We start from the raw sequence: 23206 nt of genomic DNA, 5'->3' as shown, positions 1-23206 counted from the left end.
AGCGAGCGAGGCGCTAGCCGGATTGCGCGAGGAGCCCGGGTAGGTCTGCTACCGAATGGATGACGTGATCCGGCTGCCGCGCCGACGCTTCCAATACGGCGGCGCGGAACTTGCCGGTGCGCACCAGCACCCCGGTCATGCCGACGTCTTGGGCGGCCAGTACGTCGGATTGCAGGTCGTCGCCGATCATCAGCACCTGCTCCGGTGTCAGATCCATGGTCGCGGCGCAGGTGCGGAAGCCGGTGGCGGATGGTTTGCCGACGACGGTGATGCCGGCGTTCCCGGCCGCTTCCAAGCCGGGCAGATAGGTGCCGGTGTCGATGCGCAGGCCGTCGTCGGTGGCCCAGGTCATGCCGCCCTGCATGGCGACCACCGGCACGCCGTCGAGCATCAGTTCCACGACGCGACTGAGCGCGCGGTGGGTGAATTCGGGGCCCGCGCCACCGAGCACGACGACCTCGGGGTCGGTGGCGTCGAAGCGGAGCTCGGCGAGATCCACCTCGATATCGCCGTGGTTGAGCACCCACGTGCGGGCGCCAGGATGGTTGCGGCGCAGGTACTCGACGGTCAAGCGGGCCGCAGTGACGATCTCGTCGGCGCCGACCTCGATGCCCGCCGCGCACAGCCGGTCGGCGATCTCGGCCTGGGTGCGGGAGGTGGTGTTGGTCAAGAACGCGCGGCGCAGTCCCCGCTCGGCGAGGCTCCGGACGGCGTCGGACGCACCGGGCAAGGCACGCCATGACGTGACCAGCACTCCGTCGATGTCGTAGAGGATGCCTGCTGGATCACTCATCGGCTAACTCCGCTCGGGTGCTGCGGGCGCCTCGGCCCGGGTGGCATCGAAGAGGTCGGCGCAGCGGGTCAGCAGATCGATCAGCGTCTGCCGCTCATCCTCGGTGAAGCCCGCCGCGACGGCGCGCTCCACGGCGATCGCGCGGGCGTCCGCATCGCGCATGGCCTGCTCGCCGGCCTCGGTGAGCCGGGTTTCGAGCACGTTCTTGTGCCAAGCGTGCGGGGTGCGTTCGATGAGGCCGCGGTCGACGAGGTTGGTGAGCACGGTGTTCATCGTCGGCGGCGTCACCCCGCACAGCCGGGCGAGGGCGGCGGCGGAGATGCCCGGGTTCTCGACCAGGCCCAGCAGCGCCGCGTACTGGGCCACGGTGACGCCCGCCGGTTTCAGCGCCGCGTTCTTGGCCGCGTTCAGGGCCTGTTCGGCGCGCTTGATGTAGGAGCCGATGCGTTCGGCGGCGGGCATGGGCGTCATACCAGGCATCGTATCCACTCTTCGGTTGGATAGAGTCTTGACGATGATTAGAACTCTAATCTACATTCGTGCTCGATCTAGTATGTGACTACACATGAGGGGCTCGAATCATGCATCAGATTGCGCGTCGTCGCTGGTCGACGGCATTGGTCGCGGCGACGGCTATGCTTGCCGCCGCCGGTTGTGGCGCTAACGCGGACTCGGCGGAGCAGACGCCGCGGATCGAGACGGCCTTCGAGCTGCCCGGGGATCGGGTGTACCCGGAGGGGATCGCGGCCGACAAACGCCACGGCGACATCTACGTCGGCTCCTTCGCCGACGGCACGATCTACCGGTCGACACCGGGCGCGGATACGGCCGAAGTATTCCTGCCCAGCGGCACCGACGGGCGCAGGACCGCGAACGGATTGCGGGTGGATCGCGACGGGCGGCTGTGGGTGCTCGACTCGTCCGCCGGAGTCGCTGTGTACAACATCGACTCGCGCGAGCTGCTGGCCCGCTTCGACGTCGGCGCGGGGGAGCACTTCATCAATGACATCGTGATCACCGCCGACGGCACCGCCTACGTCACCGACAGCAAAACCGCAGTGGTGTACCGGATCACGGCCGGCGATCTGACGCGCACGATCGCCCAGGGCGGCCGCGCCGAACTCGCCCCCGCCTTCGATCTGAAGCCCGCCCTCGAACCGCACGGCCCCGAGGCCTACACCCTCAACGGCATCACCGCCGACGCCGACGGCAAGTATCTGCTCGTCGTCGATTCGACCGGCGGCGATCTCTATCGAGTGGACCTCGCCGCGGAAACTCCTGGCCCCATCAGCAAGGTCGTGTTGAACGGCGGTGATGTGTCGATGGGTGATGGACTCGAGCTGGACGGCACGACGCTGCGGGTAGGCCAGAACGTCCGCAATACCCTGTCCCGCTGGACCATCACTCCCGACGGAACCAGCGCGACCCGGGAAGCCGAGCTGACCGACGAGTCACTGGCCGTACCAACGACTTTGGTGCATATCGACGATCGAACTCTGGTCGTGTCCTCGCAATTCGACAAGGGCGGCCCGCTCGGCCCGGGAACTCCTGTCACCCCGTTCCGCGTCCTGTCGGTGAGCGACATCTGAGGTCTCGAGGTCGGGCCCTCGCGGAACGACACGACTGTCTCGATCATCTCCAGCCGGCGAGACCGTCGGTCAGCGTTATCCGCGAGGTGAGCGAAGCCCCGATGCTGCGGCTTACCCCTCTTTCTCCACCAGCATCTGCGTGAAGAATTCGTAGATCAGCGCCGCTTGGAACGCCGACTGCTTGTTATCAGCCGCTCCGCCGTGTCCGCCTTCGATGTTCTCGTGGTACCAGACCTTGTGCCCGAGTTGTTCCAGGAGGGCGGCCATCTTGCGGGCGTGCCCGGGATGGACGCGGTCGTCGCGGGTTGAGGTGGTGAGCAGGATCGGCGGGTACTGCTTGTCGGCCCGAACGTTCTGGTAGGGGGAGTATTTGCTGATGTATTCCCATTCTTCCGGGTTGTCCGGGTCGCCGTATTCGGCCATCCAGGAGGCGCCGGCCAGGAGGCGGTGGTAGCGCTTCATGTCCAGCAGCGGGACCTGGCAGACGATGGCGCCGAACAGTTCCGGATAGCGGGTGAGCATGACGCCCATGAGCAGACCGCCGTTGGAGCCGCCGACGGCGCCGAGCTGTTCGTGGGTCGTGATGCCGCGCTCGACCAGGTCGCGAGCGATGGAAGAGAAGTCCTCGTAGACCTTGTGCCGGTTGGCTTTCTGCACCGAGGTGTGCCATTCCGGGCCGTATTCGCCGCCGCCGCGGATATTGGTCATCACCCAGGTGCCGCCGCGTTCGAGCCAGCCCATGCCGGAGGCGCCGCTGTAGGCGGGAGTGCGGGAGACCTCGAAACCGCCGTAACCGGACATCACGGTCGGCTGCGGGGAGCCCTTGTGGTCGCGGTGGCGGATGACGAAGTACGGCACCATCGTTCCGTCGTCGGAGCGGGCGAAGAACTGCTCGGTTTCGATGCCGTCGGTGTCGAAGAAGCCGGGTTCCTGCTTCAGTCGGGTGGCCGGGCCGCCGACGGAACCGGCGAGCAGCGTGGTCGGGGTGGTGAACCCGCTGGTGGTGAGCATGAATTCGTCACCGCCCTCGAGGGGGTCGAGGTTCATCACGCCGGTGGTCGACATCGGCGGGGTGTCGGCGAGGGGTTCGCGGCGCCAGCCGTCGGGGCCGGGTGTGAGGACGTGCAGTTTGGTCTGCACGTCTTGCAATGTGACCAGCAGCAGATGGTTCTCGGTCCAGCCATAGCCGTGCAGTGCGGTGTGCGCGTCGGGCTCGAACAGCACCTCGAAATCGCGTCCACCGGCGAGGAATTCGTTGAAGTCGGTCACCAGGAGCGCACCGGCCGGATAGGTCTTCGGCCCGATCTCCCACGGCGACTTCAACCGCACCAGCAGCCAGTCCTTGTACCACGACTCGCTGGCATCCAGCGGCGTCTCCAGCTGACGCCAAGTGCCGTCGGATTCGAGCAGATACACCTCTTCGTTGAAGAAGTCGGTGGCCCTGCCCACATAGTGGCGTTCGTAGCCGGGAGTCCGGTCGTAACCGGCGGATACGGCGACATCGCCGACCTCGCCCTCGAACACCGTCTCCGCCTCCGTCAGCGGGGTGCCGCGACGCCAGCGCTTGGCGATGCGCGGATATCCGGAATCGGTGAGCGAGCCGGGTTCGAAATCGGTGCCCACATACACCGAGTCGATATCGATCCAGCTGATCTGCGATTTCGCCTCGGGCAGGAAGAAACCGCCGTCCTCGGGGGCGATGAACTTCCTGGTCTCCAGATCGAATTCGCGCACGACCTTGGCGTCCGCACCGCCGCGCGAGAGCGAGATCAGCGCGCGGCTCTGCGACGGACGCAGCACGCCCGCACCGCCCCACACCCAGTTCTCGTCCTCCTCGGCGGCGACCGCGTCGAGGTCGATCAGCACATCCCAGTCGGGGTCGTCGGTGGCGTACTCGGCGAAGGTGGTGCGTCGCCACAGTCCGCGCGGGTGCTCGGCGTCGCGCCAGTAGTTGTACAGCCACTGCCCCCGGCGGCCCGGGTAGGCGATCTTGGTGTCGGTGTCGAGCATGTCCAGGATGCGGCGCTGCAACTCGGTGAACCGGTCGGCGGAGGCGAAGCGCTCGACGACGACCTCGTTGCGGGCGCGGGCGAAGTCGAGGGCGGCCTCGCCGGTCACCTCTTCGAGCCAGAGATACGGATCAGTCACCTTCTCGTCAACGCCGCTCATCCCCACATTGTTGCCGAGCGGTGACGACCGCCACGTGGGTACCCGGGCACGCCGCCGCCGAGACATAGGATGAGCTGCTCGGATACTGAACCATCCAGGAGGTTGCCGTGCCGCCGTTTCTGTGGGAGCAGCACAGCTGCCTGCCGCTGCTACCGACCGCCGACATCAGCGAGCTGGCGCGCTACCCGCTCGGCTCGTATCTGTCGGTGAACGTCGGCTATTCGCCGCAATCGAGCGCCGACACCCTCGCCTTGCTGCACAAATTCCGCGCCGACGCACTCGCCGACGGGCGGTTCCGGCTGGTCACCAAGGTCTCCGAGATCGGTGACCCGGACACCATCGCCCTCGCCTTCGACCTCGAGGATGCCGGCCCGCTCGACGGCGATCTCGACAACGTCGCCCGTTTCCGCGACCTCGGCGTCCGCTCCCTGCTGCCCACCTACAACCACGCCAACGCGGCAGGCTGCGGCTGCCTAGACACCGAGGACACCGGGCTCACCGGCTACGGCCGCGATCTGGTGCGCGCGCTGAACGAGGCGGGCGTGTTCGTCGACGGCGCGCACTGCTCCCGCCGCACCGGCCTCGACCTCGCCGAACTCACCGAAGTGCCGATGATCTACAGCCACGCCAACTTCGACGCGGTCTGGGAGCACCCGCGCAACATCACCGACGCGCAGGCCCGGGCCTGCGCCGACACCGGCGGCGTCATCGGCATCAACGGCGTCGGCATCTTCCTCGGCCGCAACGACCCCGACGAGCGCGCCCAGCGGGTGAGCGCCATGGCCGACCACATCGAATACGGCGCCGAACTCGTCGGCATCGACCACATCGGCCTCGGCTCCGACTACTCCTTCGACGCCGAAGACTTCAACCACGAAATCCGCACCAACCCCGCCGCCTTCTCCGACGCGTACACCAAATGGGGCCCCTTGCAGTGGACCCCACCCGAAGACCTGCTCGGGCTGTCCGAGGTGCCCGGACTGGACGACGTGCTCGCCGAGCGTGGTTTCAGCGAGGCCGACCGGGCCGCGGTGTTCGGCGGGAACTTCCGTCGTGTTGCCGAGCAGGTCTGGCGGGACTGAGCGACGCCGATGTGCCGGGCCAGATGCGACTGCCGGCCGGGCTCGCCGCCTGAGTGCGACGAGCAACCGATATCCGTCCTCATGCCAGCCGGACCAGCATCTTGCCGGTGTTCGCGCCGGACAGGACGCCGAGGAAGGCGGCCGGGGCCTGGTCGAGGCCCTCGTACACGGTTTCCTTGGTGCGCAGGGTGCCGTCGGCGAGCCAGGCGGCGGCCTTGGTGATGTATTCGCCGAAGATCGGGAAGTAGCTGTTCACCAGCATGCCGCGCAGGGTGAGCTCCTTGGTGGCGGCCAGGAACAGATCCGGTCCCCGCTGGGTGGAGTCGCCGTTGTAGCCGCTGATCGCGCCGACGAGTGCGATGCGGCCGTGCGGGCGCATGGCTTCGACGGCGACGCGCAGGTGTTCGCCGCCGACGCTGTCGAGGTAGACATCGATGCCCTCGGGTGCGGCCTGGGCCAGCTGGCCGGCGAGGTCGCCCACGCGATAGTCGATGGCGGCGTCGAAGCCGAATTCGGTTGTCAGCAACTCGGTTTTGGCCGGGCCGCCCGCCGACCCGATCACCCGGCTCGCGCCGAGCAGCCGCGCGATCTGCCCGGCGACGCTGCCAACGGCGCCGGCCGCCGCGGAGATGAACACGGTGTCGCCGGGACGGACCGGGGCGACGTCGGTGAGGGCGGCGTAGGCGGTGAGACCGGTGGTGCCGAGTGCGCCGAGGAACTGGTCTGGTTCGGCCAGTGCCGGGTCGACGACGGTGGCGCTGGCGGCGTCGAGCACCGAGTGTTCCCGCCAACCGGCGAAGTGGGTGACGGTGGCGCCGACCGGAATATCGGACCGCGACGCGATCACCTCACCCAGCGCCGAACCCTCCAGCGCCGCACCCACCTGGAATGGTGGGATGTAGGACGGCTTGTCGTCCATCCGCCCGCGCATGTACGGGTCCACCGACATCCAGGTGTTGCGGACCAGGATCTGGCCGTCGGCGAGGTCGGGGATCGGAGTGGTGACCAGGTCGAAGTTCTCGGCGGTCGGTGCGCCCGAAGGACGTGCGGCCAAACGGATCTCGCGGGTCGTCGCAGGCACGTCGGCCGGGGTCTGGGCGGGCTGCTGTTCGGTGTGGATCTGCACGGTTCTGCCTCTCTCGCTTCCCGGACTGTTCATCCGGATACGACGAAGCTATGGCGGTTCCGGGACGCATCCCAGGTCCGCGCGCGCCACGAACCGGTCCTGACGCGCCAGGGTGCCGAAAGTCCGGCCTCAGTGCCGCCGCACAGTCCCCGGCGATTCCCCGCTCCAGCGCCGAAACGCCTTGCGCAGTGCGCGATCATCAGCGAAACCGAGGCGAGCCGCGACGCCGGCCGTGGTCGATCCGGCGCGCAACAGTTCTTCGGCGCGGCGGTAGCGCGTCTGGTCGAGCTCATGACTCCAGGTGGTGGCGTTCTCGGCGAGCCGTCGTTGCAGGCTGCGCGGGCTCATCGCCATCCTGGCGGCGACGGTTGCGAGCGTGGGTGTGCCGGTGTCGATGGCGGCCGCGAGGGCGGTGTGGAATTCGTCCAGCGGCCCGGCGATCGGTCGCGCGGAGGCGAGGACGAGTTCGGCGTGGCTGCGCAATAGGTCGGCGAGGGCGGGGTCGGCGCGCGCGAGCGGGGCGACGGCGTCGGCTTCGGTGAAGGTGATGGTGTCGGCGGCCGCGTCGAAGTCGATCCGCGCGGTGCCGAACGCTTCGGTGAGCAGCCGGTGCTCGCGCGGAGCCGGATGGCTGAAGGTGATCCGGGCCGGGACGACGTTGCGACCCAGCCCTTCCCGCGCCCGACGCAAGTAGTAGCCGAGCACGTACTCGTTCACGATCGCCGCCACCGCCGGATCGCCGGCGCCGGTGCGGTAGCCGACGGTCAGCTCGCCCGCGGTGTGCAGCTCGAAGCCTTCGGTCGCGGCGGTAACGAGCTGGTGATACGGCTGCGCGGCGGTGAGCGAATCGGCGAGGGTCGCGCCGGTGGTGACCAGGTAGTCCCACGTGCTGAGCCGGCCCAGCGGCGCGTCCTCGACCACCGCGAGCCCGGCGCCCGGCCCGGTGCTCGCGAGCAGCTCCCACAGCTGGATCAGCGCGGACATCGGCACGCGGTCGAGTTCGCCGCGCAGGTCGTCCGCGCCGCCAGGAATCACCGCGAGCAGGTCGGGAGCGACGCCCGCACGCAGCGCGGTGTCTCGGACCAGGCGGATCAGCTGAGTGGAGGCGGTTCCGGTCAGCACGTCGGCGGAGGCGGTCACCACAGCGACCACCGTATCCAAAGGTCGGACCCTGTTGTCCACAGTCCGGTTTCTGCCGGGCGGTGCTTCGGTCAGGTGGTGGTAAGCGCGGCGAGCATGGGGGCCGGGGCGTTGAGGAAGACGTCCAAGCTGAGCAAGCGCCCGTCTTGTGCGCGCCAGACGTGTAGTTCCCGGACATCGAAGCCTCGGTCGGTGTTATGCGGTGTGATGTGAGCTCTGCCGATCACCACGACACGGTCGCCGCCGTCGATGAATTCCTCCGGGTGGAACGATGCGGATCCGGATCGCGCGACGCGGCTGAACATGTCCCGGACGCCGGCACGGCCGTGATAGGTGCCCCGCCAGGGCACCGCATCCGATTGCCGGGACGCGAAGTCCGGGTCGAGCAGGTCGATGAACCGATCCAGGTCTCCGGTGGAGAACGCGTCGTAGACCGCGTGGATAGCAGTCATGTTGATGGTGCTCGGCATTGCCGCTCCTAAGGGTGCGCGGATCGGAGTTGCCACGAATATAATTGAGTGGGAAGATAATTACTAGGAAGATATTGGAGGGCTGATGGGTCCGAACGCCGACGCTGTCGATCAGATGATCGAGGCATGGCGCGCCGAGCGCCCCGATGTGGACCTCACGTCGTTCGGCGTAGTTGCGCGAGTGGCACGGCTGGCCCGGTTGTGGGACGCCGAGGTCCAGCGGTTTCTCGCCGAGTACGATCTGGACGCCGGCGAGGCGGATGTCCTGACCACTCTGCGGCGGGCCGGGAAGCCCTATGAGCTGACCGCTGGTGCACTCGTTCGTTCCTCGATGGTCACCACTGGTGCGATTACCAAACGAATCGACCGGATGGTCGACAAAGGGCTGGTGTCCCGTGTGCCCTCAGCGGCCGATCGTCGCACCGTGCTCATCCGTCTATCGTCCCGCGGTAAGCAGATCCTGGACGATCTGTTCGCCGACCACATCGCCAACTATGAACGCCTGCTGGCTGCTCTTGATCGCGGGCAATCCGAGCAGCTTGCCGGCACCCTGCGCATCCTGCTGTGCGCCATGGGCGATACCTCCCTGACCTGAATGTGGGGCCCCGTAGCCACGATCGGCGGCCGAAACAGCTACTCGCGAGTAGCTGTGCACTCCTCACCATTGCGGGGGATAGGCGAGTGAACTTCCAGCAACAGCGTTAGGCTCGGTGCCGTGACTTCCCACTACGATGTCGTCGTTCTCGGCGCGGGTCCCGGCGGTTACGTCGCCGCGATTCGTGCCGCTCAACTCGGCCTGCGAACAGCGATTGTCGAGCAGAAATACTGGGGTGGCGTGTGCCTGAACGTGGGCTGCATCCCCTCCAAGGCGCTGCTGCGCAACGCGGAGCTGGCTCATATCTTCACCAAGGAAGCGAAGACCTTCGGTATCACCGGTGAGGCGTCCTTCGACTTCGGCGCGGCGTTCGACCGCAGCCGCAAGGTCGCCGACGGCCGGGTCAAGGGCGTCCACTTCCTGATGAAGAAGAACAAGATCACCGAATACGACGGGCTCGGCACCTTCACCGACCCGAACACCCTCTCGGTGGCGTTGAGCGATGGCGGCACCGAGACGGTCACCTTCGACAACGTGATCATCGCGACGGGCACCGTCACCAAGCTGCTGCCCGGCACCTCGCTGAGCGCCAACGTCGTCACCTACGAGGAGCAGATCCTCACCCGCGACCTGCCCGGATCCATCCTGATCGTCGGCGCGGGCGCCATCGGCATGGAGTTCGGCTACGTGCTGAAGAACTACGGCGTCGACGTGCGCATCGTCGAGTTCCTCGACCGCGCGCTGCCCAACGAGGACGCCGACGTCTCCAAGGAGATCACCAAGGCGTACAAGAAGCTCGGCATCACCATCACCACCGGTGCGGCCGTGCAGTCCATCGATGACGACGGATCCAAGGTCACCGTCAGCATCAAGGACAACAAGTCCGGTTCGGTGGAGACCGTCACCGTCGACAAGGTGCTGCAGGCCGTCGGCTTCGCGCCCCGGGTGGAGGGCTACGGCCTGGAGAACACCGGCGTCGCGCTCACCGACCGCGGTGCCATCGACATCGACGACCACATGCGCACCAACGTGCCGCACATCTACGCCATCGGTGACGTCACCGCCAAGCTCCAGCTGGCCCACGTCGCGGAGGCGCAGGGTGTGGTCGCGGCCGAGACCATCGGCGGCGCCGAGACCATGACCCTCGGCGACTACCGGATGATGCCGCGCGCCACCTTCTGTCAGCCGCAGGTCGCCAGCTTCGGTCTCACCGAGCAGCAGGCCCGCGACGAGGGCTACGACGTGAAGGTCGCGACCTTCCCGTTCACCGCCAACGGCAAGGCGCACGGCCTGGGCGATCCCACCGGTTTCGTCAAGCTCATCGCCGACACCACGCACGGTGAACTGCTCGGCGGCCACCTCATCGGCCCCGACGTCTCCGAGCTGCTGCCGGAGCTGACCCTGGCCCAGAAGTGGGACCTCACGGTCAACGAACTCGCCCGCAACGTCCACACCCACCCGACGTTGAGCGAGGCCCTGCAGGAGGCGATTCACGGCCTCGCCGGGCACATGATCAACTTCTGATCGCGAACCGATCGACGTCCGCCGACCCGGCGCCGGTGCCATCCGCACCGCGCCGGGTCGCGTGTGTTCGGGGCATGCCGCGGGCGTTCCCCAGCGGAGTCCGCGCTTGTTCGTTAGCCTGCCTACATGTCTGAGGTGGCGGCCGAGCGGGGCCGAATCGCGCTGGTGCTCGGCGGTGGTGGGCCGGTGGGGATCAGCTGGCTGGCGGGGCTGGGGACCGGATTGCGGGAGGCCGGGATCGACCTGGCGCTGGCCGATCGGTTCATCGGGACCTCCGCCGGCGCCGTCGTCGGTTCGATCCTGGCCGGCGGTGGTGACCTGTCGAGCCTGCTGGTGCCCGCGCGGCCGAATGCGGCTGCGGTGCAACAGGATTTCACGGTGATGATGGAGATCGCCGGGCTCATCGGGAAGCGCGGCCAGGATCCGGTGCAGATGCGCAAGCGGATCGGCGAGCTGGCGATGGCGGCGAGCACGGGTGAGCCGGACGACCACATCGAACGGATCGGCTCGCTGGTCGATTTCGCGGACTGGCCGGACGGCGAGCTGGTGATCACCGCGATCGACGCGGCCACCGGTGAGCTGCGCCCGTGGACCCGCGACGATGTCGCCACCCTGCCGCAAGCCCTGGCCTCGAGCACCGCCGTGCCGGGCATCTTCCCGCCCATCCCGATCGACGGCAGCCACTATTACGACGGCGGCTACCGCTCCAGCATCAATGCCGATCTGGCCACGGGCGCCGAGGTCGTGGTGATCATGGAGCCGCTGGCGCATGTGTACCCGCGCAGCCGCACCGACCGGGAACACGGCTGTGCGCGGGAGATCTCGATCGTGCCCGACGCCGGTGCCATCGAAGCGTTCGGTCCGGACGTGTTCAGCGCTGCCGCACTGCATCCCGCCTACGACGCCGGGGTGCGCCAATCCGCCGACGCCGCCGCGCAGTTGAATGAAGTCTGGCCGACCCGATGAAACGCCGGGTGCTGATCGGCGCGGCGATAACGCTTGTCGTCGTCGTGGTGCTGGCCGTCGGCGGCTACTACCTGATGAATTCGCGGACCTTCCAGCTGGCGGGGCGGATCGTGGATCGGGTCGACACCGACGCGAAGGTGGTCGCGTTGACCCTGGACGATGGGCCGACCACCAAGACGCCCGAGGTCCTGAAGGTGCTCGCCGACGCCCAGGTCCCCGCCACGTTCTATCTCAACGGCCGCGATCTCGCCGCCCATCCCGAGTACGGCACGGCGATCGCGGCGGCCGGCCACGAGATCGGCAACCACACCTACACCCACCGCCGGATGGTTTTCGTGACGCCCGGAACTGTCGCCGACGAGGTCGCCCGCACCGACGACGAGATCCGCGAGACCGGATACCAGGGCCCGATCACCTTCCGCCCGCCCTACGGCAAGAAGCTGTGGACGCTGCCGAAATACCTCTCCGACCACGACCGGACCACGGTGATGTGGGATGTGGAACCGGACTCCGGTGCGGCGCCCAGCGCGAAGCGGATCGTCGAGCAGACGGTGGCCGAGGTGCGGCCGGGCTCGATCATCCTGCTGCACGTCATGTTCGGTGACCGGGCGAATTCACTGGCCGCGATCCCGGGGATCGTCGCCGCGCTGAAGGCCGACGGATATCGGTTCGTCACGGTGTCGGAACTGCTCGGCCGGTAGGCTCGGCGTCGGCCCGCGTGCCCGGCCGCTGATCGGGCCCGCAGATTCGGTGAAAGAGGCGAACGCAGATGGTTTCGACGTCGCAACCACGTGTGTCCCCGGGGCGATTGCGTCAGCTGGGGCCGGTCAACTGGGTGGTCTGGCAGGTGCTGTCGCGCGCGGCGGGCACCGCGGACGCGCACCTGTTCAGCACCCTCGGCCGCACCGGCGGACTGTTCCGCGGCTGGCTGCACTACTCCGGCAAGCTCATGCCCGGCGGCAAGCTGACCAGGCACGAATCCGAGCTCGTCATCCTGCGGGTAGCCCATCTGCGCTCCTGCGACTACGAGATGGACCACCACATCAAGCTCGGCAAACGCGCCGGCGTCACCGCGGAGATCCTGGACCGGGTGCGCAGCGGCCCGGAAACGCCGGGCTGGTCCGAGAAGCACCGCGCCCTGCTCACCGCCGTCGACCAGCTGGTGAACACTCGCGATATCGACGACGCCGCCTGGGCGCAGTTGGCGAACTACTACGACGAGCGGCACCTCATCGAAATCGTGCTGCTGACAAACCAATACGAAGGTCTGGCTTCGACGATTACCGCGCTACGTATCCAGCGCGACGAGATGAAGCACTAGCGCCCTGGTTTTGCGCTCAGCCGCCGACCCCGCTGATCAACCTGTCGAGCCCGTCGAGCACTCGGGCGAGCCCGAATTCGTAGGCGTGGTCGGCGCTGTAGGCGCCGTCGAACGCCGAACCCGCCGCGGCGCCGACGCGGGTGGCCAGCGGGTATTGCTCGGCAGTGATGCAAGTTTCGAGCAGGGGCGCGGCGCGTTCCCACCATTCGCTGTCGGATTGATTGCTCTCGGCGGCCGCGCGGGCGGTGTCGGTGGCGATGCGGGCGACCGAGGTGACGAAGCCGAGCAGGTAGGTCAGGGCGGCGTCCATCTGGACGTCGTCGAGGCCGAGGCCGTCGAAAGCGCGCAGTTCGTGGTCGTATTTCGCGGTTTGGCCCGGGCCCAGCGGCGGGCGGGTGGTCGGGATGTAGGCCACCCACGGATGCTTGGTGAGCATGGCGCGGTTTTCCGTCGCGATGGTGGTGACCCGCTCACGCCATGGCAGGCCGCCGAGATCAGGGCGCGGCATGGCCAGGTAGACGGCGTCGAGCATGAGGTCGATCAGCTCGGCCTTGCCGGGGACGTAGGTGTAAGTCGCCATGGGGGTGAGCCCGAGGTGGGTGGCCACCGCGCGCATGGTGACGGCCTCGAGGCCTTCGGTATCGGCGATCTCGATGGCCGCGGCGACGACCTCGTCCACACTGCTGCGCTGCTTCGGACCGCGCCCGGACGGGGTCGGCACCCGCCACAGCAGCTCCAGGGTCCGCACGGGATCTCCCGCCCCACTGCGTTCTTTCGACCCTGCCATCCGCACCTCCATGGAGTGATTCACATCACAATGCGCCTTGCCGGAAATTTCTCTACAAAGTATAGCGTACTAAGTAGAGAGAAACGCGAACCGAAGGAGCCCCGTATGCGCATCACTGAATCCGCCATCTCGCTCAACGTCGCCGACCCGCAGGCTTCGGCGAAGTTCGTCACCGACCATCTCGGCTTCACCGAGAAGATGTCGGCCGACGGGTTCGTCTCCCTCGCCCGCGACGACGCCGGCATGAACCTCATCTACCTGCGCACGGGCCTGAAGAGCTTCAAGCCGGCCAGTGCCGCGGGCAGTGCAGGCGAGGGCTTGCTCGTCGTGTTCGTCGTCGACGATATCGACACCGAGTACGTCCGCCTGCAGTCCGAAGGCGTCCCGATCGTCACCCCGATCGAGACCGAGGAATGGGGCGAGCGCTACTTCCAGATGGCCGACCCGAACGGCATTCTCTATCAACTGGTCCAGTGGGTGTGACAACCCTGGTGGGGTGGAATTCGCCGGGACGGGGCGTCATGATCTAGCGGAGTAGCTCGGGCGGCGGCCCTGCGTGGGCCGCCGCCGGGGGCGAAGGCTGGATCGGGACGCACGTCAGGGGTTGTGCACGATGCTGGTGAAGATCGACACGGGAGCGGAACTGTCCGCGCCCGAGCGGGAATTCGTCGAATGCCTGCGCAGGCTCCCGACCACCGGTCTGGCTCTGGTCGATCTACAGGTGGGTCCGGAACACGGGAAACGGCAGGTCGACGCCGTCGTCTGGACTCCGCGCGGCGTCACCGTGCTGGAGGCGCGCGGCTTCCGGCGCAGGCAGAGCGGGATTCTCGAGGTGAGCAGCGGCGGGCCGTGGACCATCAGCTCGCAGCCCGCCGATCTGGAACAGCCCGAGGGCGTGAGTGTTTCCGACCAGCTCGAACACGCGGTGCACGAAGTGAAGGCGGCGCTGGAACGCTCCCTGCAGGATCCCGGCCATCTCTGCGGCGCCGTGGTGTTGTTGCCGTGGCGCGGCGCGGTGGTCCGGCCCGCCCGCACCACCCTGCGCCCGGGCTTGGACGTGGTCGTCGCCAATGCCGCCGACACCACCGAATTCCGCATCTACCTGGAGAATTTCGCCGCAGGCCCACGCGCCTGGACCGCCGACCGGGTACTGGCCGCGGCCACCGCGCTCACCCGATCCTGCGGCAGCGATATCCACCCGACCCGCGACGAACTGCTCGCCGAGGGCTTCGACGCCGCCGCCCCGAAACCGAAGCCGATCCCGGCCCGCCCGGCCCCGCCCAAACGAGAGCCGAAACCCGAGGACACCGGCAGGCAGCGGGCCGCGGCGTGGGCGGTGTTCGCGGCCGGCGTGCTCGGCACGCTCGTGGTGCTGGGGGTGATCGTGCGGGCGGTGCTCACCGACGGCCCGGACGTGGAACCGACCGCCACGACGACGACCGGTGCGACCGCGACTCCGCAGAGTCGGGCGACGGCACCGGCCGTGCCCGCGGGCGTGGTATCGCCTCGAACTGCGGTGGAGTGCTGGCCGTTTCAATCCGGTTGCTGAGGACCGCGGGCGGTATAGCGCGGCCGTGAGCGGGATGGGGATAGGCGGTAGCTGAGCCTCCCGGGCGGCACCGCGGGCGAGCCGAGAGTTTTGGCCGTCGCCCCCGCACCACAATGTCTGCCGCGCCCGACGCGAGAGCTTGGCCGCATTCCCGCGGGCGCTGTGTCAGTGGGCTCGACGCGAGCGCCTGCCCTAGTCCCGCACCGCCTGCGCCAACCGCGTCAGATGCAGCGCCGCCTTCGCCCGCGCGATCACATGCGAACGTGACGAATCAATATGCGTCGTCAGCGTTTCCAGCGCCGCCGCATAGTCGCCGGCCAGCAGCTGTTCGGCGATGGTGATGTGCTCGGCGGTCATGGTGGCGATGCGGTCGGGGGTGGGCATGTCCATGGTGCGCACCGGCCGCACGCGCACCTGGACCGAGGCGAGGGCTTCGGCGAGGGCGGCGTTGCCGGCCGCACGCAGGAGCGCGATGTGGAATTGGTCGTCGGCGGCGATGAGGGCAGGGCCCGGTTCGGGCGGCTGGCCGGCCAGCTGACGCCAGTGCTCCAGCTCGGCCCGGACGATGTCGAGGTCGTGCGTCGGCGCACCGAGCGCGCGTTGAATACCTCTGGATTCCAGCACATTACGCAGTTCGTAGAGCTGGTCGAGTTCGTCCAGCCGCGGCCGGTACGGGTAGAGCCCGTCGGCGCGCCGCTCCACCAGCCCGTCGGCGAGCAGCCGCGCGAGCGCCTCACGGACCGGAGTACGCGAGACCCCGTAATTGTCCGCAAGACGTTCCTCGCCCAGCCGTTCGGTCGAGGCCAGTGCGCCCGCGGCCAGATCGCGGCGCACCGCCTCGTAGACCTGCGCACTCAGCGGGACCCGCCCCCGTCGCGTCACGGCGCCTCAGATCGCCATCGCCGAGCGGACCTCGGTCTCCGCGCCCGCCCCGCCCTCGCCGGAGGAGGTGATGCGGCCCGATTCCAGCACGTAGTAGCGCTGGGCGGCCTGCAAGGCGAAGCCGATGTGCTGTTCCACCAGCAGCACGCTCAAACCGCCGCGGCGGGTGAGATCGATGATGGTGCGTTCGATCTCGGCGACCACCGACGGCTGGATGCCCTCGGTGGGCTCGTCCAGGATGAGCAGCTTCGGCTCGGTGATCAGCGCCCTGGCGATGGCCAGCTGCTGGCGCTGCCCACCCGAGAGCAGACCGGCCTTTCGGGTGAGCAGGTCGCGCAGCGCGGGGAACAGGTCGAGGGATTCGTCGATCAGCGCCTTGCCGCGCTTGCGGCCGTCGGCCACCACCTGAAGGTTCTCCGCTGTGGTCAACTGGGGAAAACTCTGCTGCCCCTGCGGGACATAGGCGATCCCGCGGCGCACCCGGCGCGACGGCGTCAGTGAGGTGATCACCTCACCATTGAACGTGATGGTGCCGGACTTGCTGGTCAGCAGGCCGACTGCGGTGCGCAGCAGGGTGGTTTTGCCTGCGCCGTTGTGTCCCATGATGGCGACGACGCTGTCGTCGGGGACGGTCAGCGAGACGCCGTGGATCACTTCGGTCCGGCCGTAACCGGAATGGATATCAGCCAATTCGAGCATCGGCGCTCTCCTCGTTCGATTCGGCGGCGGTGCCGAGGTAGACCTGCTGCACCTTGGGATCGGCTTGGACCTGCTCGACGGTGCCCTCGCTGAGCACCCGGCCCCCGGCGAGCACCGTCACCGAGGTGGCGAAGGCACGCATGAAATCCATATCGTGCTCGACCACCACCACGACGCGTTCGCCGCCGATGCGACGCAGCAGGTTTCCGGTTTCCTCGCGTTCCTCGGCGCTCATCCCGGCGACCGGCTCGTCCAGCAGCAGCACCGACGCGTTCTGCACCAGCAGCATGCCGATCTCGAGCCACTGCTTCTGACCGTGCGCGAGCACACCGGCGGGCTGGTCGCGCAGCGCGCCGAGGCCGGTGATCTCCAGCGCCTCCTCGATGCTCGGCAGCACCGACTTGCGCCTGCGCAGCAGGGTGAGCGCGGAACGTCCGGCCCCCGCCGCGATATCGAGGTTCTGCAAGACGCTGAGCTGCTCGAAAACGCTAGCGGTCTGGAAGGTGCGACCCACGCCGAGCCGCGCGATCTGATGCACCTTCTTGCCCAGCAGCTCCACCCCCGACTTCTGCGCCGAGCCGGTGGCCGGGGTGAGGCCGGTGATGGCGTCGATCAGGGTGGTCTTGCCTGCGCCGTTGGGGCCGATGAGGAACCGTAGGTCGCCCTGGAGGACCGTCAGGTCGACATCGGTGACGGCCTGGAAGCCGTCGAAACTCACCGACAGCCCGCGAACTTCGAGGTATTCGCTCGACATTCCGGCATTGCCGCCGCGCTTGGGTTCGTGATCGATCATCGGGTGTGCACCTTCTCCTCGGTCCGCACCGGCAACAGGTCGGTGGGCGCCGGCGCGGGCGGCGCGCTGTCGCCGGGTTTCGGTCTGCGCTCGGCGATGACGCGGCGCAGGGTCGGCCACAGTCCGGCCAGCCCGGCCGGCACGAACCCGACCACCACGATGAACAACACGCCTTGCAGGTAGGTCCAGCCCGACGGGAACTGTTCCGACAACGCCGTCTGCGCCCACGCCACCCCGATCGCGCCGAGCACCGGGCCCAGCAGGGTGGTGCGGCCGCCGATGGCGACGCCGATCAGGAAGGCGATCGACGGCACGACACCGATATCGGCGGGGGAGATGATGCCGACGATCGGGGTGAACAACGCACCCGCGATCCCGGCGAAGAACGCCGCCACCACATACGCGACGATCTTGACGTTGGCCGGGTCGTAGCCGAGGAACCGCACCCGCTCCTCCTGGTCACGCACCGCGACCAGCAATTCCCCGTACCGGCTGTGCATGAGCTGACGCACCACTGCGACCACCACGAGCAGGGTGCCCGCCGCGATGAAGAACAGCATCTGCCGATTCAGCGGATCCGACAGCTTGAAACCGAAGAACGCCCGGAAATCCGACAGGCCGGTGAAGCCGCCGATGGTCTGCTGACCCGTCAGCAGAATCGCCAGCGCCGCCGCCAGTGCCTGACTCAGGATCGCGAAATACGCGCCCTTGACCCGGCGCTTGAATACGCCGTAACCCAGCGCCGCCGCGACCAGCGCGGGCAGCACGAGAATCGCGATGATCGCCACCGGCGCCGACGCGAACGGTTGCCAATACGCGGGCAGTTCCCGGATTCCGGCGATCTCCATGAAATCCGGCACGTCATTGCCCAGCCGCGCCGCATCCGCCATCTGCAGATGCATCGCCATGATGTAGGCGCCGAGCCCGAAGAACACACCCTGGCCCAGAGTCAGCATTCCGCCACGCCCCCAGGCCAAACCGATACCCGCCGCCACGATGGCGAAGCACAGGAATTTCGCGAGCAGGTTCAACCGGAAATCGCTGAGCACGGCCGGCGCGACCGCGAACAACAGAATGGCGGCCAGGGCGAAACCGCCCCAGACCCGTATCGAGGGATTCGCGAACCAGCGCGGTGCGGTCATGCCAGGCTCCTTGTCCGGACCGTGAACAGGCCCTGCGGCCGGACCTGCAAGAAGATCACGATGATCACGAAGACGATCACCTTGGCGATCGAGGCGGTCGTCGAATACTCGATGAACGAATTGAGCAGCCCGAGCGCGAACGCCGCGATCACCGTGCCCTTGATCTGCCCGAGCCCGCCGATCACCACCACCAGGAACGCATCGATCAGATAGCTCTGGCCGATGGTCGGGCTGGTGGACCCGATCAACGTCAGCGCCACACCCGCGACACCGGCCAGGCCGGAACCGATGAAGAAGGTGCTGATATCGGTGAAACGGGAAGAGATACCGCTGGTTTCGGCGAGATCGCGGTTCTGCACCACCGCGCGGATACGGCGGCCCAGCGGCGTCGTCTTCAACACGATCGCCAGCGCCGTCACCGCGACCACCGCGAGCACCAGAATGAAGATCCTGGTCTTGGGCACCACGGCATCCAGAATCGTGACCCCACCGCTCAACCATTCCGGGACCAGCACATTCTTGGCCGGCGCCCCGAAGATATCGCGCGCCAGCTGCTGCAACACCAGGCCGACACCGAAGGTCACCAGCAGTGTGTCCAGCGGCCGGTGATACATCCAGCGGATCAGCCCCATCTCCAGCGCCGCCCCCAACGCGCCGCCGACCAGGAACCCGACCAGCAACGACACCAGCAGCGATACCCCCGCCGACGACACCACCTGCTGGACAACGTAGGTGGTGTAACAACCGGCCATGATGAACTCACCGTGCGCCATATTGATCACGCCCATCTGACCGAAGGTCAGCGCGAGACCCAGCGCGGCGAGCAACAGGATCGACCCGAGGCTCAACCCGGTGAAGAGTTGGCCTACAACGACTTCCATCGAATCTCCGTATCTTCTTGCCGCTGGCGCGGCGTGGTTCGCGGCCCCCTCATGGGTCCTGGCGGAGGCGGCCGGAGGCGTCGTCGCGTCCGGCTTGCCGCCCGGACCAGGCCGCGAACCGTGGTCGTCCGGAACCTGCCCGCGGCGGTCGGCATCCGCCGCGGGCAGGTGGCTTACTTCAGGCCCTCGGCCCAGGGGTAGGTGTCGAGGTAGGGGTCCGGGGCGATGGGCTGACCGGAATCCCAGACCGTGTAGATCAGGCCGTCGGGGCGGATCTCGCCGATACGAGCGGTTTTGGTGATGTGGTGGTTGCTGCCGTCGATGGTGACCAGGCCCTCGGGCGCCTCGAAGCTCACGCCGTCGGCGGCGGCCTGAATATCGGTTACCGCGAACGAGTTCGCCTTCTCCACCGTGTTCTTCCACAGGTACACCGAGGTGTAGGCGGCTTCCATCGGGTCGGAGGTGGGCTTGTCGGCGCCGAAGGCGGCCTTGTACGCGTCGACGAAGGCCTTGTTCTGCGGGGTGGGAACGGTCTGGTAGTAATTCCAGGCGGTGAGCTGGCCCGCGATGTTCTGCGCGCCGATACCGGCCACCTCTTCCTCGGCGATCGACACCGACACCACCGGCATATCGGCGGCGGTCAGGCCGGCATTGGTGTACTCGCGGAAGAAGGCGACATTGGAATCGCCGTTGAGGGTGTTGAATACCGCGTCGGCGTCGGCGGTGCGCACCTTGTTGATGATGGTGGAGAAATCGGTGGAGCCGAGGGGGGTGTAATCCTCACCCTTGATCTCGATGCCGTTGGCCGCCGCGTACGCCTTGATCTCACGATTGGCGGTCTGCGGGAACACATAGTCGCTGCCCACCAGATACAGCGACTTCACGCCCTTCTGCTTCAGATAATCCAGGGCGGGCACGATCTGCTGATTGGTGGTCGCACCGGTGTAGAAGATGTTCTTGCTGTCTTCCAGGCCCTCGTACTGAACGGGGTAGTACAGCAGCGAATTCAGGCTTTCGAACTTCGGTTTCATCGCCTTACGGCTCGACGAGGTCCAGCCGCCGAACACCGCGGCCACACAGTCGGAGCTGATGAGCTTTTCCGCCTTCTCGGCGAAGGTCTTCGGGTCCGACGCACCGTCTTCGAGCACCAGCTCGATCCGCTTGCCCAGCACCCCGCCTGCGGCGTTGATCTGGTCGACGGCCAGCTTGGTCGAGTTGGCGACGGTGACCTCGCTGATGGCCATCGTGCCCGACAGCGAATGCAGCGAACCGACCTTGATCGTGTCCTTGGTGGTGTCGACGCAGGAGACGGCGTTCGAGCCGTCCGCGGTGGCGTCGTCCCTGGCGCCGCAGGCGGTCAGCAGCACGCCGGCCAGCGCGAGCGCGGTCGGCACCGCCAGGGCCTTGACCGAACGCCTGGATCGGACGTTGCCGCGATGTCGGCGGAATCGGGAGGAATCGGACATGGGCGAACCCTTCTCACTCATCAGTTGTGGTGGCGGTACCGCGCGGGTTCCGCACCGAATACCTGCTCATTCGCCCCGGTCACGGCTGTCGACCGAGTTGTATACAGAGCCTGTATTCGTGCTGCGAAACGTTAGACAGAAGTTGTTGCGCCGGAATATCTCTCGATGACGAGTCGGTTTCCTGCGTTGCCGTGAGGTGAAACCTTGCGCACAAGCGTCCAGTACGGTGCGGTGAGGTCGGCCCGCGCCTACGGTTGCGTAGCTCGCCGGCGGTGCGGCACGCTTCGACTCGAAGTCATCAGCTAGCCGGAAGACCCGCACGGTCGGCTGACCGCGCGCGGTGAGTCGAGGAGGACGCGGTGGGGCACTACAAGGCGAACCTGCGCGATATCGAGTTCAATCTGTTCGAGGTGCTCGGACTGGACAAACTGCTCGACACCGGGGCCTACGGTGATCTGGATTCCGAGACCGTCCGGGAGATCCTGGCCGAGGTCAAACGCCTGGCCGAGGGGCCGGTGGCCGAATCCTTCGCCGCCGCCGACCGCGATCCGGTCCAGTTCGTCCCCGACGAGCACACCATCACCGTGCCGGACGCGCTGCGCCAGACGCTGGCTACGGTGCGCGAAGCCGATTGGAGCCGGCTCGGCCTGCCCGAGGGGATGGGCGGAACGCCCGCACCGTCGGCGCTGGTGTGGGCGGTCAACGAGATGATCACCTGCGCGAATCCGTCGGCCTCGTTTTTCAATATGGGGCCGGTGATGGCGGCGGTGCTCTACAACATCGGCACCGAACAGCAGCAGCACTGGGCCACCCGCGGCTACGACAAGGGCTGGCAGGGCACCATGGTGCTCACCGAACCCGACGCCGGCTCCGATGTCGGCGCCGGCCGCACCAAGGCCATCGCCCAGCCGGACGGGACCTGGCATATCGAGGGCGTGAAGCGGTTCATCTCCGGCGGCGATGTCGGTGATACCGCGGAGAACGTCTTCCATCTGGTGCTGGCGCGGCCGGAAGGTGCGGGGCCGGGCACCAAGGGGCTGTCGCTGTTCTACGTGCCGAAATACCTGTTCGATCCCGAGACGCTCGAACTCGGTGAACGCAACGGCGTCTACGTGACCAATCTCGAGCACAAGATGGGCCTGAAGTCCTCGCCCACCTGCGAACTCACCTTCGGCGGCGAGGTGCCCGCGGTCGGGTGGCTGGTCGGCGAGGTGCACGACGGTATCGCGCAGATGTTCCAGGTGATCGAGAACGCCCGCATGATGGTGGGCGTCAAATCCAGCGGCACCTTGTCGACCGGGTACCTCAACGCGCTGGCCTACGCCAAAGAGCGGGTGCAGGGCGCGGACCTGACGCAGATGACCGACAAGACCGCCCCGCGCGTCACCATCACCCACCACCCGGATGTGCGTCGTTCGCTGGCCATGCAGAAGGCCTACGCCGAGGGTCTGCGCGCGGTGTACCTCTACACGGCCGCGCACCAGAATGCCGATGTGGCGCAACTGGTCTCCGGCGCCGACGAGGACCTTGCGCACCGCGTCGACGATCTGCTGCTGCCGATCGTCAAGGGTGTCGGTTCCGAGCGTGCCTACCAGTACCTCACCGAATCCCTGCAAACCCTGGGCGGATCGGGCTATCTGCAGGACTACCCGATCGAGCAGTACATCCGCGACGCCAAGATCGACTCGCTCTACGAAGGCACCACCGCCATCCAGGCGCAGGACTTCTTCTTCCGCAAGATCGTGCGCGACAAAGGCGTGGCGATCGGCCACGTGACCGGCCAGATCAGCGCCTTCCTCGACGCCAAGAGCGGCCGCTTCGAACCCGAACGCGAACTACTGCGCACGGCCCTGGCCGACGTACAGACCATGGCCGCCACCCTCACCGGCTACCTGATGGCTTCGCAGGAGGAGCCGAGCGAGATCTACAAGGTCGGGCTCGGTTCGGTCCGTTTCCTGCTGGCCGTGGGCGACCTGCTCATCGGCTGGCGCCTGCTGGTGCAGGCCGAAATCGCGGCCGCAGCGCTGGCTGGTGAAGTGGGTGAGAAGGACCGGGCGTTCTATGCAGGAAAGGTCGGGGTGGCAACGTTCTTCGCGCGGAACGTGCTGCCGACGCTGACGGCGGTCAAGAACGTGATCGGGTCGCTGGATACCGACATCATGGCGCTGGACGAGGCGGCGTTCTGACCCGGCGCCACGAGCCGGGGCTCGGCGTTACCGGTGCCGGAGGCGT

23 protein-coding genes are annotated in these 23206 nt (G+C 67.4%); 10 read left to right on the top strand and 13 right to left on the bottom strand.

The window, feature by feature from the left end; translation table 11 throughout:
* Nucleotides 1-13: 13 nt before the first annotated feature.
* Together NOCYR_RS25450 and NOCYR_RS25445 are read right to left on the bottom strand one after the other, a co-directional pair.
* Nucleotides 14-793, bottom strand: coding sequence for an HAD-IIA family hydrolase (locus NOCYR_RS25450; protein ID WP_014353286.1), 780 nt, complete (start codon nucleotides 791-793; stop codon nucleotides 14-16).
* Nucleotides 794-796: 3 nt separating this feature from the next.
* Complete coding sequence (locus NOCYR_RS25445) at nucleotides 797-1264, bottom strand: MarR family winged helix-turn-helix transcriptional regulator (RefSeq protein ID WP_228797726.1); 468 nt, start codon at nucleotides 1262-1264, stop codon at nucleotides 797-799.
* A gap of 110 nt (nucleotides 1265-1374) precedes the next feature.
* On the opposite strand from NOCYR_RS25445, the gene NOCYR_RS25440 reads away from it, so the two are divergent.
* Complete coding sequence (locus NOCYR_RS25440; protein WP_148280758.1) at nucleotides 1375-2382, top strand: SMP-30/gluconolactonase/LRE family protein; 1008 nt, start codon at nucleotides 1375-1377, stop codon at nucleotides 2380-2382.
* A 111-nt stretch (nucleotides 2383-2493) separates the two neighbouring features.
* Here NOCYR_RS25440 and NOCYR_RS25435 read toward each other — a convergent pair whose 3' ends face one another.
* On the bottom strand, nucleotides 2494-4551 hold the full coding sequence (locus tag NOCYR_RS25435) for a prolyl oligopeptidase family serine peptidase (protein ID WP_014353283.1): 2058 nt from the start codon (nucleotides 4549-4551) through the stop codon (nucleotides 2494-2496).
* 107 nt (nucleotides 4552-4658) lie between these two features.
* On the opposite strand from NOCYR_RS25435, the gene NOCYR_RS25430 reads away from it, so the two are divergent.
* Nucleotides 4659-5633 (top strand): dipeptidase, encoded by a 975-nt coding sequence (locus NOCYR_RS25430; protein ID WP_014353282.1) that lies wholly within the window; start codon nucleotides 4659-4661, stop codon nucleotides 5631-5633.
* A gap of 79 nt (nucleotides 5634-5712) precedes the next feature.
* Here NOCYR_RS25430 and NOCYR_RS25425 read toward each other — a convergent pair whose 3' ends face one another.
* The 3 genes from NOCYR_RS25425 to NOCYR_RS25415 all read right to left on the bottom strand — a co-directional run bounded on the left by NOCYR_RS25425 (nucleotide 5713) and on the right by NOCYR_RS25415 (nucleotide 8369).
* Complete coding sequence (locus NOCYR_RS25425) at nucleotides 5713-6759, bottom strand: NADP-dependent oxidoreductase (protein WP_014353281.1); 1047 nt, start codon at nucleotides 6757-6759, stop codon at nucleotides 5713-5715.
* Nucleotides 6760-6888: 129 nt separating this feature from the next.
* Nucleotides 6889-7902 carry an AraC family transcriptional regulator gene (locus NOCYR_RS25420; RefSeq protein ID WP_231855990.1) on the bottom strand — a complete coding sequence of 338 codons (1014 nt, stop codon included), beginning with the start codon at nucleotides 7900-7902 and terminating at the stop codon, nucleotides 6889-6891.
* Nucleotides 7903-7970: 68 nt separating this feature from the next.
* Nucleotides 7971-8369: a nuclear transport factor 2 family protein gene (locus NOCYR_RS25415; RefSeq protein WP_014353279.1), complete on the bottom strand. Its 399-nt coding sequence runs from the start codon at nucleotides 8367-8369 to the stop codon at nucleotides 7971-7973.
* Nucleotides 8370-8454: 85 nt separating this feature from the next.
* On the opposite strand from NOCYR_RS25415, the gene NOCYR_RS25410 reads away from it, so the two are divergent.
* From NOCYR_RS25410 to NOCYR_RS25390, 5 genes are all read left to right on the top strand, one after another.
* Nucleotides 8455-8964 carry a MarR family winged helix-turn-helix transcriptional regulator gene (locus NOCYR_RS25410; RefSeq protein ID WP_014353278.1) on the top strand — a complete coding sequence of 170 codons (510 nt, stop codon included), beginning with the start codon at nucleotides 8455-8457 and terminating at the stop codon, nucleotides 8962-8964.
* Between the two features lie 120 nt (nucleotides 8965-9084).
* Entirely contained in the window at nucleotides 9085-10488 is a 1404-nt protein-coding gene (gene lpdA, locus NOCYR_RS25405) for a dihydrolipoyl dehydrogenase (RefSeq protein ID WP_048833710.1), read from the top strand.
* 126 nt (nucleotides 10489-10614) lie between these two features.
* Complete coding sequence (locus NOCYR_RS25400; protein WP_014353276.1) at nucleotides 10615-11454, top strand: patatin-like phospholipase family protein; 840 nt, start codon at nucleotides 10615-10617, stop codon at nucleotides 11452-11454.
* Nucleotides 11451-12155, top strand: coding sequence for a polysaccharide deacetylase family protein (locus NOCYR_RS25395; protein WP_014353275.1), 705 nt, complete (start codon nucleotides 11451-11453; stop codon nucleotides 12153-12155). The genes NOCYR_RS25400 and NOCYR_RS25395 overlap by 4 nt, the downstream gene beginning before the upstream one ends.
* Nucleotides 12156-12223: 68 nt before the next feature.
* Nucleotides 12224-12775 carry a carboxymuconolactone decarboxylase family protein gene (locus NOCYR_RS25390; RefSeq protein WP_048833709.1) on the top strand — a complete coding sequence of 184 codons (552 nt, stop codon included), beginning with the start codon at nucleotides 12224-12226 and terminating at the stop codon, nucleotides 12773-12775.
* A gap of 16 nt (nucleotides 12776-12791) precedes the next feature.
* Here the strand turns inward: NOCYR_RS25390 and NOCYR_RS25385 are convergent, their stop codons facing one another.
* The gene (locus tag NOCYR_RS25385; RefSeq protein ID WP_228797732.1) at nucleotides 12792-13562 is read right to left on the bottom strand and encodes a TetR/AcrR family transcriptional regulator; all 771 of its coding nucleotides are present in this window, start codon (nucleotides 13560-13562) and stop codon (nucleotides 12792-12794) included.
* A gap of 105 nt (nucleotides 13563-13667) precedes the next feature.
* Here NOCYR_RS25385 and NOCYR_RS25380 point away from each other — a divergent pair, with 105 nt between their 5' ends.
* Entirely contained in the window at nucleotides 13668-14045 is a 378-nt protein-coding gene (locus NOCYR_RS25380; protein WP_014353272.1) for a VOC family protein, read from the top strand.
* Nucleotides 14046-14175: 130 nt separating this feature from the next.
* Nucleotides 14176-15111, top strand: coding sequence for a nuclease-related domain-containing protein (locus NOCYR_RS25375; protein ID WP_014353271.1), 936 nt, complete (start codon nucleotides 14176-14178; stop codon nucleotides 15109-15111).
* A gap of 192 nt (nucleotides 15112-15303) precedes the next feature.
* On the opposite strand, the gene NOCYR_RS25370 is transcribed toward NOCYR_RS25375, so the two are convergent.
* From NOCYR_RS25370 to urtA, 6 genes are all read right to left on the bottom strand, one after another.
* Nucleotides 15304-15993, bottom strand: coding sequence for a GntR family transcriptional regulator (locus NOCYR_RS25370; protein WP_014353270.1), 690 nt, complete (start codon nucleotides 15991-15993; stop codon nucleotides 15304-15306).
* Between the two features lie 6 nt (nucleotides 15994-15999).
* Nucleotides 16000-16692, bottom strand: a complete 693-nt coding sequence (gene urtE, locus NOCYR_RS25365) for an urea ABC transporter ATP-binding subunit UrtE (RefSeq protein ID WP_014353269.1) — start codon at nucleotides 16690-16692, stop codon at nucleotides 16000-16002.
* Entirely contained in the window at nucleotides 16676-17485 is an 810-nt protein-coding gene (gene urtD / locus NOCYR_RS25360) for an urea ABC transporter ATP-binding protein UrtD (RefSeq protein WP_014353268.1), read from the bottom strand. The genes urtE and urtD overlap by 17 nt, the downstream gene beginning before the upstream one ends.
* A complete protein-coding gene (urtC, locus tag NOCYR_RS25355) occupies nucleotides 17482-18627 on the bottom strand; it encodes an urea ABC transporter permease subunit UrtC (protein WP_014353267.1) in 1146 nt (381 codons plus the stop codon). Before urtC ends, urtD begins: the two co-directional genes overlap by 4 nt.
* Complete coding sequence (gene urtB, locus NOCYR_RS25350; RefSeq protein WP_014353266.1) at nucleotides 18624-19508, bottom strand: urea ABC transporter permease subunit UrtB; 885 nt, start codon at nucleotides 19506-19508, stop codon at nucleotides 18624-18626. Before urtB ends, urtC begins: the two co-directional genes overlap by 4 nt.
* A 173-nt stretch (nucleotides 19509-19681) precedes the next feature.
* Complete coding sequence (gene urtA / locus NOCYR_RS25345; RefSeq protein WP_014353265.1) at nucleotides 19682-20974, bottom strand: urea ABC transporter substrate-binding protein; 1293 nt, start codon at nucleotides 20972-20974, stop codon at nucleotides 19682-19684.
* Between the two features lie 359 nt (nucleotides 20975-21333).
* Here urtA and NOCYR_RS25340 point away from each other — a divergent pair, with 359 nt between their 5' ends.
* A complete protein-coding gene (locus NOCYR_RS25340; RefSeq protein ID WP_014353264.1) occupies nucleotides 21334-23160 on the top strand; it encodes an acyl-CoA dehydrogenase in 1827 nt (608 codons plus the stop codon).
* Nucleotides 23161-23206 lie beyond the last annotated feature (46 nt).

The sequence above is a fragment of the Nocardia cyriacigeorgica GUH-2 genome, from assembly GCF_000284035.1.
In the GTDB taxonomy this organism is placed as follows: Bacteria; Actinomycetota; Actinomycetes; order Mycobacteriales; family Mycobacteriaceae; genus Nocardia; species Nocardia cyriacigeorgica_B.
Note: the sequence above shows the minus strand (reverse complement) of the source record. Positions and strands in the feature narration are given on the sequence as shown.

Coding starts and splice junctions, on each gene's coding strand:
- urtA (WP_014353265.1), bottom strand. CDS start 20,974: ATGTCCGATTCCTCCCGATTCCGCCGACATCGCGGCAACGTCCGATCC.
- NOCYR_RS25375 (WP_014353271.1), top strand. CDS start 14,176: ATGCTGGTGAAGATCGACACGGGAGCGGAACTGTCCGCGCCCGAGCGG.
- urtC (WP_014353267.1), bottom strand. CDS start 18,627: ATGACCGCACCGCGCTGGTTCGCGAATCCCTCGATACGGGTCTGGGGC.
- urtB (WP_014353266.1), bottom strand. CDS start 19,508: ATGGAAGTCGTTGTAGGCCAACTCTTCACCGGGTTGAGCCTCGGGTCG.
- NOCYR_RS25380 (WP_014353272.1), top strand. CDS start 13,668: ATGCGCATCACTGAATCCGCCATCTCGCTCAACGTCGCCGACCCGCAG.
- NOCYR_RS25415 (WP_014353279.1), bottom strand. CDS start 8,369: ATGCCGAGCACCATCAACATGACTGCTATCCACGCGGTCTACGACGCG.
- NOCYR_RS25395 (WP_014353275.1), top strand. CDS start 11,451: ATGAAACGCCGGGTGCTGATCGGCGCGGCGATAACGCTTGTCGTCGTC.
- NOCYR_RS25440 (WP_148280758.1), top strand. CDS start 1,375: ATGCATCAGATTGCGCGTCGTCGCTGGTCGACGGCATTGGTCGCGGCG.
- NOCYR_RS25390 (WP_048833709.1), top strand. CDS start 12,224: ATGGTTTCGACGTCGCAACCACGTGTGTCCCCGGGGCGATTGCGTCAG.
- NOCYR_RS25400 (WP_014353276.1), top strand. CDS start 10,615: ATGTCTGAGGTGGCGGCCGAGCGGGGCCGAATCGCGCTGGTGCTCGGC.
- urtE (WP_014353269.1), bottom strand. CDS start 16,692: ATGCTCGAATTGGCTGATATCCATTCCGGTTACGGCCGGACCGAAGTG.
- NOCYR_RS25410 (WP_014353278.1), top strand. CDS start 8,455: ATGGGTCCGAACGCCGACGCTGTCGATCAGATGATCGAGGCATGGCGC.
- NOCYR_RS25435 (WP_014353283.1), bottom strand. CDS start 4,551: ATGAGCGGCGTTGACGAGAAGGTGACTGATCCGTATCTCTGGCTCGAA.
- urtD (WP_014353268.1), bottom strand. CDS start 17,485: ATGATCGATCACGAACCCAAGCGCGGCGGCAATGCCGGAATGTCGAGC.
- NOCYR_RS25385 (WP_228797732.1), bottom strand. CDS start 13,562: ATGGCAGGGTCGAAAGAACGCAGTGGGGCGGGAGATCCCGTGCGGACC.
- NOCYR_RS25445 (WP_228797726.1), bottom strand. CDS start 1,264: ATGACGCCCATGCCCGCCGCCGAACGCATCGGCTCCTACATCAAGCGC.
- NOCYR_RS25450 (WP_014353286.1), bottom strand. CDS start 793: ATGAGTGATCCAGCAGGCATCCTCTACGACATCGACGGAGTGCTGGTC.